Raw genomic sequence first — 14,105 nt, 5'->3', positions numbered from 1 at the left:
GTCTCAAACCGTCGCGTATTCTGCCTGGCGGATGCGCAGCAGGCTGACAAAGCCGGTATCCGGATCGGTCCAGGAACCCGTTTCCAGCGTGCCGCGCACTTCGATTGTCTGGCTCGGCTGGGTAAAAGTCTGTTTTTCGCCGAGATAAACGACGACGATGTTGTCCGGCCAATCTGCATCCGTGGAGCAGAAGGGGCAGATCGACATGGGGATTTCGGTCAGCACGAAAAACTGCGCTTCGGCCTTCAGCGGCGGCGCCATGAAACCACGCATGGCGATCTCCTTGCCGTTCAACTGCTTGACCTTTTCGGAAAACTCCAGCCCGAGGACGCTAACCTTGCCATAGAGTTCGTCGAAGGTGATGTCGCTGTTCGCCTGCGCGCGCGTGCCGGCGGCCAGCAGCGGCAGACCGGCAATGAGACCCAGGGTCTGACGACGGTTGAAGTGCGCCCGATCAGCCTTGCTCATGACCATTCTCCTTCTTGAAAAGGTCTGCCATCGTCCCTCGTCAGAATGGACGATGAAAGACCTGAAACTATTGTGAGGGCACGCGATAGCGGCGTGCCCTCACAACATTCATATCTTAGTTGGTCTGCTTGGCGCCAAGTGCGAAAGCTTCGGCGAGACCCTTGTAGACGTCGCTCTGTTCCATGTAGCCACGGAAGCCTTCGGCGCCGGGGCCTTCAGCCTGCAGAACGACATCATCCACCGCGTGGACGCCGCTATCCGAGCTTTTCGGAATGATGCCGGGTACGAACACAGCACCGGGAACGTCCTTGTACTGCTCGTTGGCGACATATTCCTTCTTTTCGTTCTGGACGGCCGGTGTGAACGGGCCATCAAGCTTCGGACGGAAGGTCTCGTAATGGTCAGGACCGTTATTGGCGTTCAGGAACAGACGACGGGAAACGTCGACCTTATCAGGATAACCGTCACCGTCCTTGTCTTCATAGTTCGGGAAGCCGGCCTCGGCATAGGTGCCGACCTTTTCGCGCATTTCGGTACCCGGCTTGTCATCATCGACGGTGCCGATGATGGAAACGCCATGCGTATGGTCGCCGGTGACGACGATCAGCGTATCGGGGTTCTTCGCGGCGAATTCACGGGCGACACCGACGGCCTTGTCGAATTCGATCGTGTCGACGACAGCGCGATCCCAGTCAAGCGGATGGGACATCTTGTCGACGTTGGCAGCTTCGACCATCAGGAAGAAGCCGTCCGGGTTCTTCGACAGTTCGCCGAGCGCAACCTTGGTCATTTCAACGAGGCCCGGCTGATCCGGGAACTTCGCCGTGGTGCCCTTCTTGAGGAACTCGCGGTCGAGCGCTGTGTCCATGTTGCCGGTGTGGAACAGGCCGAGGATCTTGCCGGTGTTGGTGCCGGCGGCCGTGGCGAGTTCCGCCTTGCTGGTCGCCAGCGTGTAGCCAGCTTCCTTGAACAAAGCGATATAGTCCTTGTCATCCTTGCGCTTGGAACCCGCCGTCGCCTGCGGCAGGAAATAAGCGGAGCCGCCGCCGAGGAGGACATCCGGCTTCACGTCGAACAGCATGCCGTTGATGTCGGCCTTGTCGCCGCGCTTGCGGGTGTGGGCAACGACGGCAGCCGGCGTGGCGTCCTGCAGTTCGGCGGTTGAGATGATGCCGATCGACTTCTTGGTCTGGCGGCGCAGGGCTTCCGCGATCGTTTCGACCTTCGGATCGTCGAGCGAGGCCGGGGTGCGGTCGGCATAAACGCCAATGGCGTTCACGGCGGTCTTGTGACCGGTCATGTAGGCTGACATGGTGTTGGCGCTGTCGGTGGCGACGGCGTCGGTGGCGGAGGTGCCGATGAAGGCGACCGGCGGCACATCATCCATGTTGAGGCGGCCATTGGCCTTACCCTCGGTCATGCCCTTGGACATGATGCGGGCAGCAGTGCGGTGAGCGACGGACAGGCCGTCGGCGATCAGGAAGATGACGTTCTTGGCTTTTGCCTGGGCCGGCGTGCCATAAACGGTCCAGGTGATCGCCTTGGTTTCGGAACCGGCAGAAACTTCGACCTTGTAGTCACCGGCGCTGGCGAGCGTGACCCCACGCAGGATGACGGCCGATCCAAGGACCTTGTCCTTGTTCTTTTCTTCGGCGACGAACTCGGCATCCTTGCCGAGAGCGGCCTTGTAATCCTGGCCGTTGACGGTGATCTTGACGTCTTCCGGCTTTACGACGGAAGCGAACTCGACTTTGAAATCGAACGGCGAACCGGTCAGGATCGTAGCACGATCAAGCGGATAAACCTCGGCAGCCTGGACGGCGCCGGCAAGAAAGGTCGTGGCGACCAAAGCAGCAACGATTTTGCGCATATTCCCCTCGCGAAACGTGTGAAAACCACACTTTCTCCTAGACCCGCGATATGACAGTTGCATGACTTGCAGGCAGCATATCCGGGCTCATGGGAAATTCGCGGGGGACGGTTTCAGCACGCCGTCCTCCTCCGGTCGCCGCGCGGCGCGGCAACCCTCTATGATGCGTTTCTCTCCGAGGGGGCCAGCGGATATCGAGCCTCGACGAAATTGTCGGGCGTATGCAGAGATGCTGCGGGGCCGAATGATCGGGCTGCCCGGCGCGCATGGGCAACCGTGTAAAGCCCGGTTCAGTCTTTCCTGATCCGCAATCCCTCCAGAAAGGCCCGGAAGCTGCCCACGGCCCGTTTCGAGGTCATTTCGGGGTCGTCGGAATTGGCGATCCACTGAGCGGCGGCGCTGCTTGCCGCGTTGATGAAGCGGGCGCATGCCTCCGCATCGATATCGCCGATGGTGCCTTCTTCCTTCAGGGCATCGAGGCTTCGCGCGACTGCCGAGATGCAGCCGTTTGCATTTGGCCAGCGCGACGGATCGCCGAGCACCGCCGGCCCGTCACGAAACATGATCCGCTGGATTTCCGGTTCGAGAGCCATGCGCACATAGCCGAGATTCTCCTCGACAAAACCTTCCCACCGGGACTCGGCCCTCGAGGAGATGTCACAGAGCCTCTTCGTCATTTCCGCATCGATTTCGGCCACCACCGCCAACAGCAGGCCTTTTTTGTCGCCAAAATGGTGATAGAGCGCGCCGCGGGTGAGACCGGCCTCGGCGGTGAAGTCATCCATCGACGCTTCCGCATAACCGATGCTGCCAAAGGCCTTGCGGCCGGCAGCCAGAAGCTTCGTCCGCGTCTCGGCAATCATTTCACTGCGAGGTTTGCGCATTTTTTCTCCATTTTCCACATACGACGCGTATATTAGTTGACATACGCGCCGTATGCAATTATCTCATTCACATACGCCACGTATGTATGTGGTGGACACCCTCTGAACAAGGTGCATCCCGATGGCTAATCCATACAGAGAAATTTTCCGGGCTCCAGGCGCAAAAGGCTTTTCCGCCGCCGGTTTCTTCGCCCGCCTTCCCATTGCCATGGCCCCGATCGGCATCGTCGCCATGCTTTCGCAAACCCATGGCGAATATTGGCTGGCCGGCGCCGTCTCCGCAACCTTTGCGCTGACCAATGCCGCCGTCTCCCCACAAATCTCCCGGCTGGTGGATCGCAAGGGGCAGAGCAAGGTCCTCATCCCCGCCACCATCGTCTCGGTCATCGCCTTTGCGGCGCTGATTATCGCGACAAACCAGAAATGGCCGGCCTGGACGCTGTTCCTTTCCGCCTTCCTCGCCGCTGCCATGCCGAGCATTCCGGCCATGATGCGCGCCCGCTGGACGGAAATCTTCCGCGACCGGCCGGAACTGAACACCGCATTCGCCTTTGAATCCGCCGCCGACGAACTCGTCTACATTTCAGGCGCCTCGCTTTCCGTCGGCCTGGCAGTCTCGCTCTTTCCGGAAGCGGGCATGATGATCAGCACCACCTTCCTGGCGCTCGGCACCTTCGCTTTCCTTCTGCAACGTTCGACCGAGCCCAAGGTACGCCCGGTTGAAAGCGGTCGCCGGCAGCGTTCGGCCATCTCCCTGCGTCCGGTCCAGATCATCACGCTTGCGCTGATCTTTGTCGGCTCCACTTTCGCCACTGCCGAGGTAAGTGCCGTCGCAATCACCAAGGAACTTGGCCAACCGGAAGCCGCCAGCCTCGTCATCGGCGTCTATGCCATCGGGTCCTTCGTGGTCGGCCTCATTCTCGGCGCGCTCAATCCCAAAATGCCGCTGCAACGCCAACTGCTGATCGCCGTCAGCGTGCTTGCACTCACCGCTCTGCCGCTGCTTGTCGCCAGCACTTCTGTCGCCCTTCTGGCTTTTGCCGTTTTCCTCAGCGGCGTTGCAATCTCTCCGATCTTCATCACCTCATTCGGCCTGATCGAGCGCCGTGTGCCTGAATCGATGCTGACGGAAGGCGTGACCTGGGTGATGACCGGCATCGGTATCGGCATGGCGCTCGGGGCATTTCTCTCCGGCTGGGTCATCGATAATTTCGGCCCGGATAACGGTTTCTGGGTGTCAGTCGCCGCAAGCCTTTCGACCGTTGCCATCATCACGCTCGGTCAGCGCAGCCTCTCCGGAGATCGCGAAAGATCCGGCATAGAGGCCGTGGCGCAGCCCGCCGAATAACAACCTTTACTCGTAGTCTGCCTCATTCATCGCGGTAATTGATATTTGCGCAGGAAAGGTCACAGACCAATCTATAGTACAGCGATTGTTTTACTTTGCTGTCGCCCCGCAAGCATGATACCGGCAACATTGATGGCCGATGATATCATGCCTGCGGGGCGATCCTGCTTATCGACGCCGTCGCTTCGCATATTCTCGAATTCGGCACCGACTGCTGCATCGTTCGACACTATCTGCTGGCCGGAGATGAAGCGGCCTTGCCGCCCGCATCTGCGAGAACCTGCGCGAAAATGCCGTGGGCCATATCTTCCTCCGGGCCGAGAATTGCCGATATGACATCGCCGCACCTTCGGGAATAAAAATATACTGGCTGCCGCGCTCGGCCGTGTCTTCCGCAAAATTTGTTGAATGCGTTTGCGATGCGGCAATGGAGACAGCCGCTTCCACCAATGATTATTTCCTGTGGCTCGCCAATGCATTCTCCCAATGGCAGGGCTTTCGGGACAAATTATCCGTCCTGTCCAAAAAACGTTATCTCAACGCCTGCTACTGGCGGGACGACATGACGACGAACCACTGACGAAGGACACAAATCACGGCTCCGCGCGACCCCGCATTCAACCCATGCGCTCGGACACGTGTTCTCCGGGAGACGCGGGAAAGACAACCGTCCTGTTTCCATTTAGGAAGACCCGGTGATGAATATGGGCGTGGATGGCCCGCGCAAGAACCTGGCTTTCCACATCCCGACCCAGGCTGACATAGTCCATCGCGCTTTGGGCATGGGTTACGCGGATCGTATCCTGCTCGATGATCGGCCCTTCATCGAGATCGGCGGTGACGTAATGGGCGGTCGCGCCGATCAGCCTCACCCCGCGTTCATAGGCCTGTTTATAAGGGTTGGCGCCCTTGAAAGATGGCAGGAAAGAATGATGGATGTTGATGATGCGGCCAGACATTTCCTGACACAGCCGGTCCGACAGGACCTGCATGTAGCGCGCAAGCACCACAAGCTCCGCTCCGGTATCCCGCACCACCTGCAGGATCGCGGCTTCCGCCTCGGGCTTCGTTTCCGGCGTGACGCGAATGTGGTGAAAGGGAATATCCTCGTTCACCACCTGCTTCTGGTAATCGAGGTGATTGGAAATCACCGCGACGATCTCGACCGGCAGCGCGCCGATGCGAGAGCGATACAGCAGATCGTTGAGACAATGACCGAAGCGCGAGACCATGATCACGACCTTCGTCTTTCGCGAAAGGTCATGAATATCATAGTCCATATCGAAATCGGCCGCGACGGGACCAAAGCCGTCGAGCAGCGCATCGCGTCCCGATCCCTGTTCGGAAACGAAGCTCAACCGCATGAAAAAGCGGCCAGTCTCCTGGTCGGTGAATTGCGAACTGTCGTTGATATTGCATCCGGACCGGGCGAGATAACCGGATACGGCGGCGACGATGCCGCTGCGCGCCGGGCACGCGACTGTCATTATATAGGTGCTCAAATCCTGCTCCCCTGGGTCTTTGCCGCGCGGACGGATCGCCCGCGCTTTCGCGCAGATTGCCTATCAACCGCCGGCCGTGGTCAGGACGGCGATTGAGACTAATCGAAGCCCGGCAGGGCCGCTTACGAACCGTAGATCGGGAAGGCCTCGCAAAGTGCAGCAACCTCTCCCCGCACCTCGGCTTCGACCGCGGCATCCCCTTCGGCATTCGCCGCCAGCGCGTCGATGACACGTAAGATCAGCGCGCCGATCTGTTCGAATTCGGCCACGCCGAAACCGCGGGTGGTACCCGCCGAGCTTCCAAGCCTGACGCCCGAAGTGACGAAGGGCTTTTCCGGGTCGTTGGGAATGGCGTTCTTGTTGCAGGTAAGCCCCGCCCGCTCCAGAGCGATTTCGGCAACCTTGCCGGTCACGCCTTTCGGCCGCAGATCGACCAGCACCATGTGGCTGTCGGTTCCACCCGAGACGATGCCCAGACCACCCTTCGTCAGCACCTTTGCCAGCGCCTGCGCATTGGCGATGACCTGGCCGGCATAGTCGGAAAATTCCGGACGCAAGGCCTCGCCGAAAGCCACGGCCTTGGCGGCGATGACGTGCATCAGGGGGCCGCCCTGATTGCCGGGGAAGACGGCCGAGTTCAGCTTCTTCGCCAGATCGGCGTCATTGGTAAGGATCACGCCGCCGCGGGGGCCGCGCAGGGTCTTGTGGGTGGTGGAGGTGACGACATGGGCGTGCGGCACCGGGTTCGGATATTTGCCGCCGGCGATCAGACCGGCATAATGGGCCATGTCGACCATCAGATAAGCGCCGACTTCGTCGGCTATTCTGCGGAAGCCGGCAAAATCGATCTGGCGCGGATAGGCCGATGCGCCCGCCACGATCAGCTTCGGCTTGGTCTCCAGCGCCCGCGCCCGCACCTTCTCCATATCGATCAGATGTGTATCGGCATCGACCTCATAGGAGACGACATCGAACCACTTGCCGGACATCGTCACCGGCGAACCGTGGGTCAGGTGGCCGCCATGGGCAAGTGACATGCCCATGATCCGGTCGCCCGGCTGCAGCAGCGCCAGAAACACCGCCTGATTGGCCTGCGCGCCGGAATGCGGCTGCACATTGGCGAATTCCGCACCGAAGAGCTGCTTCAACCGGTCGATGGCGACCTGTTCGACCTTGTCGACAAATTCGCAGCCGCCGTAATAACGCTTGCCGGGATAGCCCTCGGCATATTTGTTGGTCAGCACCGAGCCTTGAGCCGCCAGAACATCGGCGGAAACGATGTTTTCCGAAGCGATGAGCTCGATCTGCGTTTTCTGGCGGTCGAGTTCCTCGGCGATGGCGTCAGCGATCACCGTGTCCGAAACGGTATTATGTGACAGGCGGTTGAGCATTGTTTTCTCCTCCCAGATCAAGCGATATCAGCCGCAAGTTCCTTGCAGCCGGTTTCAAGCAAATGGCCAAGATGCGACACGAAACTGTTCCAGATATCCATGCGGAAACGGTTTTCCGCATCGCGCCAGAGCACCACGGTCACGCCGTCGAAAATCGTTCGGCGCGCCTCACCGACAGCAATGGTGTCGATATCGCGGGCGCAGCCCAGCGTCAGCAGTTCGCCAGCCTGTGGCCCCTCGATCGAGAGCGTCACTTCCCGGCCGGAAATGTCGACGAGGCTGTGTGGGTGGCTGGCATAGACAGCGCCGCAGGCCGCAATCAGCCTGTCGGCTTCCCCTGTCGGAGCAAGGATCGTCCATTCGTCGGGACCGAGGCGCACGGCCTCGATTTCGCCTGCGGCGGAGCGGGTGCCGATCCGGTCGGGCAAGGCAAGGCCAAGGGCGGCGCTGAGCGGGGTGAGATCACCCCGGGCGCGTAGCGACAGCCGCGTCTGCACCGGCAGGATGCTGACCCGGGCCGCTTTGCTCTCGGCCAAAGTGCCGGAAACGAGGGAGGAAACGCGCATGTTCATTGTCATCTCCGGGTCAGATTTTCAGGCGGGTATTTTCGGGATCGACAAAGACCATCCCGGTGATTTTCGCGGCAATGGTGCGGTCCAGCATGGGGATGTAGACGGTCTCGCCCATCCGCTCATGGCCACCCTCCACCAGAGCCAGCGCGATGGGCTGGCCGGCGGCATCCGAGTGATAGGACGAGGTGACGTGGCCGACCATTTTCATCGGGATCGGCTGTTTCGGATCAAAGACGATCTGCGCGCCCTCTTCCAGCTTCGAGCGGTCTTCGGTCAGAAGGCCGACGAGATGACGGCGATCCTTGGCGACGAGATCGGGGCGGGCAAGGCCACGCTTGCCGACGAAATCCGGCTTGTTCTTGCCCACGGCCCAGCCCATCGCGGCGTCATAGGGCGTGACGGTACCATCGGTATCCTGACCGACGATGATGTAACCCTTTTCGGCACGCAGCACATGCATGGTCTCGGTGCCGTAAGGCGTGATGCCATATTGCTGGCCGGCCTCCCACAGGATTTCCCAGAGCTTGCGGCCGAGCGGTGCAGGGACATTGACCTCGAAGCCGATCTCGCCGGTGAAGCTGACGCGGAACAGCCGCGCCGGCATGCCGGCCACCGTGCACTCCACGCAGGACATATGCGGGAAGGCCTCTTCCGTCAGTTCGACGCCTTCCACCAGCGGCGCGAGCAGCTTTGCCGCGTTCGGGCCGTTCAGCGCAATGGTGGACCATTGTTCGGTCGTCGAGGTCAGCCAGACATTGAGATCCGGCCACTCCGTCTGGAGGTAATCCTCCATCATGTTCAGCACCCGGGCGGCGCCGCCTGTCGTGGTGGTGACGTGGAAACGGTCTTCGGTCATGCGGCCGATGACGCCATCGTCGCGAATGAAGCCGTCATCGCCGAGCAGCAGGCCATAACGGCAACGGCCGGCGGCGAGCTTCGTCCAGGGATTGGTATACATGCGGTTCATGAACTCGACCGCATCAGGCCCGACAACCTCGATCTTGCCGAGCGTCGAGGCGTCGAAAATGCCCACACTCTGGCGCACCGCCCGGCATTCACGGCCGACAGCCGCATCCATGTCTTCGCCCGGTTTAGGGAAATACCAGGCGCGACGCCATTGTCCGACCGGCTCGTAGACCGCGCCATGCGCCTCAGCCCACCCGTCGATCTGCGTCTTGCGCGTTACCTCGAAATGCGCGCCGCGGTGATAACCGGCGAAGGCTCCGAAGGTCGTCGGCGTATAGGGCGGGCGGAAGGTGGTGAGGCCGACCTGCGGCTGGCGTTTGCCGAGTGCTTCCGCCGCGATGTTGAGGCCGTTGATGTTGGACATCTTGCCCTGATCGGTCGCCATGCCGTTGGTGGTGTAGCGCTTGACGTGCTCTATGGAACGCATGCCCTCACGCACGGCGAGCCTCAGATCCTTGGCGGTCACATCGTTCTGGTAATCCACGAAAGCCTTGGCCTTGCCGGCATCACGGTCGCTCGGCAGTTCCGTGTGCGAGACGCCGCTGCCGGTGCGGTCATGTTCCACCACAAGAGCGGAAGGGTTGGCGGCCTTGCCGAGCACTGCTGCAACTTCGCGACCCCGTTCAGCACCGTCCTTCAGCGCCGCTTCGATGCCCCACAGCCCGCGTCCGGCCCCGGCAATCACGCAATCCTCGTTGGTGGCGGCAGGAAGGAAGGTAGTCCGCTCATCATCCCAGGCGATCTTGCCCTGCGTATGGGAAAAGAGATGCAGCGACGGCGTCCAGCCGCCGGACATCAGCACCGCATCGCAGGCGATTTCCTGTCCCGCACCGACCGACGCGCCACTAACCGGATTGACCCGGACTGACTTGACGCGCAGCCGCCCCGACGTCGCCGTGACCGTATGCGACAGCTTGACCGGAATGCCGAGCGCACGCGCCTCGTTCACCAGTTCTTCCCGCACCTTGGCGCGGGTATCGACAATTGCCTGAACGCGTGCGCCCGCGCCGTGAAGATCAAACGCCGCATACCAGGCGCTGTCATGGCTCGTCACCACCACCGGCCGGTTGCCGACCTTGACGCCATAGCGGTTGAGATAGGTCTGGGCGGCACCCGCGAGCATCACGCCCGGCCGGTCGTTGCCGTGGAAAACCAGCGGCTTTTCCAGTGCACCCTGCGCCAATACGACGTGACGCGCCCGAACGCGCCACAGGCGTTCGCGCGGCGTATCCTTCGGCACGGCCTCTAAATGGTCGGTCAACTTTTCGCAAAGGCCGATCATGTTCTGGTGGTAATAGGCGATGGCCGTCGTGCGGGTCATTACCTTGACGCCGCGCTCCTTCAGTGCCGTCAATTCATCCGCCAGCCAGTTCCATACGGGCTTGCCATCGATCTTCGCCTGCGGCTCCGACAGCAGCGTGCCGCCGGCTTCGGCATTTTCATCGACCAGCACGACCTTGAGACCATCGACCGCCGCCGCACGCGCCGCCGCCAGACCAGCCGGACCAGCGCCGACGATCAGCACATCGCAATGCAGGTTGCGCGAGGCATAGATATCCGGGTCTTCCTCGGTGGGGGAAACGCCGAGACCCGCGGCCGCGCGAATGAAGGGCTCATAGACCTTGTTCCAGAAACTCTTCGGCCACATGAAGGTCTTGTAATAGAAACCTGCTGAAAACAGCATATAGGCCATGTCGTTGACAGCGCCGATATCAAATTTCAGGCTCGGATATTTGTTCTGGGAGGTGGTTTCCAGCCCGTTCCAGATTTCCTGCACCGTGGCGCGGGTGTTCGGCTCAAAACGTCCTGCGCTGCGGCGGGTGCCGATCAGCGCATTCGGCTCTTCGGAACCCGCCGCCACCGGGCCGCGCGGGCGGTGGTATTTGAACGAGCGGCCCATGAGATGCACGCCATTGGCGAGAAGTGCCGAGGCGACCGTATCGCCCTTCACGCCGCGATAGGTCCTGCCATCGAAGGTAAAGCTGACCGAGCGGGTGGCATCCACACGGCCACGGCCGGAAACGCGATAGGAGTTCATTTCGACACCTCGGAACTGGCTGGTGCACGGGTCAGGGAAGAAAGTTCTGGACGCGGTTCACCCGCACGATAGGTCGTGAGGAAGCGGTCGCTCACCGTGTCACGCACGGCGTTGAAGAAGCGGCCGCAACCATGCAGATGCCGCCAGCGCTCGAAATGCGGGCCTTTCACGTTTTCGCGGATGAACAGGAATTCTTCCCATTGCTCATCGGTCTGCGACGAAGGATCGGCGGCGCGGGTAATATGGGCCTGCCCGGCATAGGTGAATTCGGCTTCGGGCAGCGTTTCATTGCAATAGGGGCAGCGGATCAAAAGCATGGGGTCGGCTCCTCAATGCGCCACCGCGGCGGCGGCGGCCTCGTCGATCAGGCGGCCGGTGCGGAAGCGTTCCAGCGTGAACGGCGCGTTGATCGGGTGCGGTTCGTTTTTGGCAATGGTCCAGGCGAAGGTGTGCGCAGCGCCCGGCGTGGCCTTGAAACCGCCCGTACCCCAGCCGCAATTGACGTAAAGCCCGTCAACCGGCGTCTTGCCGAGAATGGCCGAGCGATCCGGCGTCACATCGACGATACCGCCCCATTTGCGCAGCATCCGCATGCGATTGAAGATCGGGAAGATTTCGACGATGGCCGCAATCGTATGCTCGATCAGCGGCAGGCCGCCGCGCTGCGAATAGGATGTATATTGGTCCGTACCCGAACCGATAACCAGCTCGCCCTTGTCGGACTGGCTGATATAGGCGTGGACCGCATTCGACATGACAACGCAGGGGAAGATCGGCTTGATCGGCTCCGACACCAGCGCCTGCAAAGGATAGCTTTCGAGCGGCAGGCGCACGCCGGCCGTGTCCATAACAACTGAGGTGTGGCCGGCGGCGGAAACCGCGACCTTCTTCGCCTTGATGAAGCCCCTCGCCGTCTCGACACCAGCGACGGAGCCATCGGCATTGCGACGAATGGCGGTGACCGGGCAGTTCTGGATGATATCGACCCCACGGGCGGCAGCGCCGCGCGCATACCCCCAGGCGACGGCGTCGTGGCGCGCAGTGCCGGCACGTTCCTGAAGCGCACCGCCCATGACAGGATAACGCGCATTCGGCACAATGCTGAGCGGCGGGCAATATTCCTTGCATTCTTCCGGGGTGAGCCAGCGATTGTCCACACCGTTCAAACGGTTGGAATGGATATGACGCTTGAAGCTCTGCACATCGTGCACATTATGCGCCAGCATCAGCACGCCGCGCCTTGAATACATGACGTTGTAGTTCAGCTCCTGGCTCAAGTTCTCCCACAGATCGACGGCGTGATCGTAAAGACGGGCGCTCTCGTCATAGAGATAGTTCGAGCGGATGATCGTCGTGTTGCGGCCGGTATTACCGCCGCCGAGCCAACCCTTGTCGATGACGGCGACATTGGTGATGCCGTGCTGGCTGGCCAGATAATAGGCGGCACCCAAACCATGGCCGCCGGCGCCGACGATGACCACGTCATATTCGGCTTTCGGCTGGCTGTCCGGCCACTGCTCGTCCCAGTTCTTGTGGCCGGTCAGGGCATTCCGCAAAAGATTGAAAGCATTAAAACGCGTCATGAGCGGACCCGATGGTTGGAAAATCTCGTGTCGTAAACGCTATGAGCATTTGCCGCGCCCCGGCTGGACAATCGCGTCTGTTTGCATGAATATTTGCGTCATGACTTCACACCGCGCCAGAAAACGCCTCAGCGTCGCCTTCCTGCTTGCCGACCGCTTCACGCTGTCAGCCTTTGCGAATTTCGTTGATGTGCTGCGTCTTGCCGCCGACGAGGCGGACCGTTCCCGGCCTATCCTGTGTGAGTGGTCGGTGCTCTCGGCAACGCTGGGCAGCGTGCAATCGAGCTGCGGCGTGAAGGTGCAGCCGGATACACGGCTGATGGACGCCGGGCATTACGACTATATCGTCGTTGTCGGCGGCTTGATCAGCGATCACAGCGCCCTGCCGCAGGAAGCGCTGCGGTTCCTGAAAGACCGGGCGGCGGCGGGCATTCCCATCGTCGGGCTCTGCACCGGTGTCTTCATTCTGCATGAAGCGGGCCTGCTTGATGGTTATCGCTGCTGCGTGAGCTGGTTCCACCATCAGGATTTTCTCGACCGTTTCGATACCGTCCAGATGATCTCCGACCAGATTTTCGTCATCGACCGTGACCGGCTGACCTGTTCCGGTGGTCACGGCGCAGCCCATCTGGCGGCTTTCCTCGTCGAGCGCCATGTCGGCCAGTCCGCCGCCATCAAAAGCCTCAACATCATGATGATCGACAGCGCGCTGAGCGGCGAAAAACCCCAGCCCGGCCAGCAGAGCGCGCGAAAGGCCAATGATCCTCTGGTCAAAAAAGCGATCCTGCGGATGCAGCAGAATATCGAGGTTCCGAAAACAGTGCTGGAACTGGCGAACGACCTTGGCCTTGGCCGCCGCAGCCTCGAACGGCGTTTCCTCACCGACCTGAACGCGACGCCGTCCAAGGTCTATCTCGAGCTTCGGCTGGACCGTGCGCTCTCCCTCCTGCGCACCACGCATGACCCGATCACCCAGATTGCGCTCGCCACCGGTTTCTGCGACGCGCCGCATCTTTCTCGCACGCTGCGAACCGAGCGCGGTTTCACGCCCAGCGAATATCGCAAGACGCAGGCCGGCCACACAGCGACTGACGAGGAATTCGCCGTCGGCGTGCTGCTTCCGCAAGCCTGAAATATGTTGCAGCGGCCTAGGAACCCGCAGTCATAAAGGTCAGCCGGGTGAAAGCCGTATAATTGGATTCCGACACCATCAGGGCGGCGAAGACAAGCACGAGGACCGGTGGGAGCAGGATGACGTAGATCAAGACGAGCCGTTCCCAGGCCAGATGCATGAAAATCGCGATGATCAGCCCCGCCTTCAGCAGCATGAATACGATGATCAAAGACCATCGGGGATAGCCCTGAATGCCGAGATAATCGACCATATAGGAGAACGTGCTGAGAACAAAAAGCAGTCCCCAGGCCACCATATAAAGTCTTATCGGATGCTGCTGTGATTGTTCCTGTGCCATGATGCCATCCT

General features: G+C 60.9%; 13 protein-coding genes. 3 read left to right on the top strand and 10 right to left on the bottom strand.

Annotated features, from left to right (window positions below; translation table 11 throughout):
* Positions 1–3 precede the first annotated feature (3 nt).
* From MRBLRC7O_RS20505 to MRBLRC7O_RS20495, 3 genes are all read right to left on the bottom strand, one after another.
* Positions 4–468 (bottom strand): hypothetical protein, encoded by a 465-nt coding sequence (locus MRBLRC7O_RS20505; RefSeq protein ID WP_003504497.1) that lies wholly within the window; start codon positions 466–468, stop codon positions 4–6.
* A 115-nt stretch (positions 469–583) separates the two neighbouring features.
* Positions 584–2,338, bottom strand: coding sequence for an alkaline phosphatase (locus tag MRBLRC7O_RS20500; protein WP_020813008.1), 1,755 nt, complete (start codon positions 2,336–2,338; stop codon positions 584–586).
* Between the two features lie 290 nt (positions 2,339–2,628).
* Positions 2,629–3,222, bottom strand: a complete 594-nt coding sequence (locus MRBLRC7O_RS20495; RefSeq protein WP_020813009.1) for a TetR/AcrR family transcriptional regulator — start codon at positions 3,220–3,222, stop codon at positions 2,629–2,631.
* A gap of 121 nt (positions 3,223–3,343) precedes the next feature.
* On the opposite strand from MRBLRC7O_RS20495, the gene MRBLRC7O_RS20490 reads away from it, so the two are divergent.
* Together MRBLRC7O_RS20490 and MRBLRC7O_RS20485 are read left to right on the top strand one after the other, a co-directional pair.
* Positions 3,344–4,570: an MFS transporter gene (locus tag MRBLRC7O_RS20490; protein ID WP_020813010.1), complete on the top strand. Its 1,227-nt coding sequence runs from the start codon at positions 3,344–3,346 to the stop codon at positions 4,568–4,570.
* A 427-nt stretch (positions 4,571–4,997) separates the two neighbouring features.
* A complete protein-coding gene (locus MRBLRC7O_RS20485; RefSeq protein WP_223565243.1) occupies positions 4,998–5,150 on the top strand; it encodes a hypothetical protein in 153 nt (50 codons plus the stop codon).
* 37 nt (positions 5,151–5,187) lie between these two features.
* Here the strand turns inward: MRBLRC7O_RS20485 and purU are convergent, their stop codons facing one another.
* From purU to MRBLRC7O_RS20455, 6 genes are all read right to left on the bottom strand, one after another.
* Complete coding sequence (purU, locus tag MRBLRC7O_RS20480) at positions 5,188–6,072, bottom strand: formyltetrahydrofolate deformylase (RefSeq protein WP_003504493.1); 885 nt, start codon at positions 6,070–6,072, stop codon at positions 5,188–5,190.
* 122 nt (positions 6,073–6,194) lie between these two features.
* Positions 6,195–7,463 (bottom strand): serine hydroxymethyltransferase, encoded by a 1,269-nt coding sequence (glyA, locus tag MRBLRC7O_RS20475; protein WP_080864576.1) that lies wholly within the window; start codon positions 7,461–7,463, stop codon positions 6,195–6,197.
* Between the two features lie 17 nt (positions 7,464–7,480).
* Positions 7,481–8,035: a sarcosine oxidase subunit gamma gene (locus MRBLRC7O_RS20470; RefSeq protein WP_020813013.1), complete on the bottom strand. Its 555-nt coding sequence runs from the start codon at positions 8,033–8,035 to the stop codon at positions 7,481–7,483.
* A gap of 13 nt (positions 8,036–8,048) precedes the next feature.
* Complete coding sequence (locus MRBLRC7O_RS20465) at positions 8,049–11,039, bottom strand: sarcosine oxidase subunit alpha (protein WP_020813014.1); 2,991 nt, start codon at positions 11,037–11,039, stop codon at positions 8,049–8,051.
* Entirely contained in the window at positions 11,036–11,356 is a 321-nt protein-coding gene (locus MRBLRC7O_RS20460) for a sarcosine oxidase subunit delta (protein ID WP_003504489.1), read from the bottom strand. The genes MRBLRC7O_RS20465 and MRBLRC7O_RS20460 overlap by 4 nt, the downstream gene beginning before the upstream one ends.
* A gap of 12 nt (positions 11,357–11,368) precedes the next feature.
* Entirely contained in the window at positions 11,369–12,622 is a 1,254-nt protein-coding gene (locus MRBLRC7O_RS20455) for a sarcosine oxidase subunit beta family protein (RefSeq protein WP_020813015.1), read from the bottom strand.
* An 85-nt stretch (positions 12,623–12,707) separates the two neighbouring features.
* Here MRBLRC7O_RS20455 and MRBLRC7O_RS20450 point away from each other — a divergent pair, with 85 nt between their 5' ends.
* Positions 12,708–13,754, top strand: a complete 1,047-nt coding sequence (locus MRBLRC7O_RS20450; protein ID WP_020813016.1) for a GlxA family transcriptional regulator — start codon at positions 12,708–12,710, stop codon at positions 13,752–13,754.
* Positions 13,755–13,770: 16 nt separating this feature from the next.
* Here the strand turns inward: MRBLRC7O_RS20450 and MRBLRC7O_RS20445 are convergent, their stop codons facing one another.
* Positions 13,771–14,094, bottom strand: coding sequence for a cytochrome C oxidase subunit IV family protein (locus MRBLRC7O_RS20445; RefSeq protein WP_020813017.1), 324 nt, complete (start codon positions 14,092–14,094; stop codon positions 13,771–13,773).
* Positions 14,095–14,105 lie beyond the last annotated feature (11 nt).

It is taken from the genome of Agrobacterium radiobacter, assembly GCF_040801995.1.
Classification (GTDB): domain Bacteria; phylum Pseudomonadota; class Alphaproteobacteria; order Rhizobiales; family Rhizobiaceae; genus Agrobacterium; species Agrobacterium radiobacter.
The sequence above is the reverse complement of the archived record's forward strand: the minus strand, read 5'-3'. Positions and strand labels throughout refer to the sequence as shown.

What these genes read in the sequence shown, in the direction of transcription:
- MRBLRC7O_RS20465 (WP_020813014.1), bottom strand. Translation starts at nt 11,039, where the DNA reads ATGAACTCCTATCGCGTTTCCGGCCGTGGCCGTGTGGATGCCACCCGC.
- MRBLRC7O_RS20500 (WP_020813008.1), bottom strand. Translation starts at nt 2,338, where the DNA reads ATGCGCAAAATCGTTGCTGCTTTGGTCGCCACGACCTTTCTTGCCGGC.
- MRBLRC7O_RS20495 (WP_020813009.1), bottom strand. Translation starts at nt 3,222, where the DNA reads ATGCGCAAACCTCGCAGTGAAATGATTGCCGAGACGCGGACGAAGCTT.
- MRBLRC7O_RS20485 (WP_223565243.1), top strand. Translation starts at nt 4,998, where the DNA reads ATGGAGACAGCCGCTTCCACCAATGATTATTTCCTGTGGCTCGCCAAT.
- MRBLRC7O_RS20450 (WP_020813016.1), top strand. Translation starts at nt 12,708, where the DNA reads ATGAATATTTGCGTCATGACTTCACACCGCGCCAGAAAACGCCTCAGC.
- MRBLRC7O_RS20490 (WP_020813010.1), top strand. Translation starts at nt 3,344, where the DNA reads ATGGCTAATCCATACAGAGAAATTTTCCGGGCTCCAGGCGCAAAAGGC.
- MRBLRC7O_RS20455 (WP_020813015.1), bottom strand. Translation starts at nt 12,622, where the DNA reads ATGACGCGTTTTAATGCTTTCAATCTTTTGCGGAATGCCCTGACCGGC.
- glyA (WP_080864576.1), bottom strand. Translation starts at nt 7,463, where the DNA reads ATGCTCAACCGCCTGTCACATAATACCGTTTCGGACACGGTGATCGCT.
- MRBLRC7O_RS20460 (WP_003504489.1), bottom strand. Translation starts at nt 11,356, where the DNA reads ATGCTTTTGATCCGCTGCCCCTATTGCAATGAAACGCTGCCCGAAGCC.
- MRBLRC7O_RS20470 (WP_020813013.1), bottom strand. Translation starts at nt 8,035, where the DNA reads ATGAACATGCGCGTTTCCTCCCTCGTTTCCGGCACTTTGGCCGAGAGC.
- MRBLRC7O_RS20505 (WP_003504497.1), bottom strand. Translation starts at nt 468, where the DNA reads ATGAGCAAGGCTGATCGGGCGCACTTCAACCGTCGTCAGACCCTGGGT.
- MRBLRC7O_RS20445 (WP_020813017.1), bottom strand. Translation starts at nt 14,094, where the DNA reads ATGGCACAGGAACAATCACAGCAGCATCCGATAAGACTTTATATGGTG.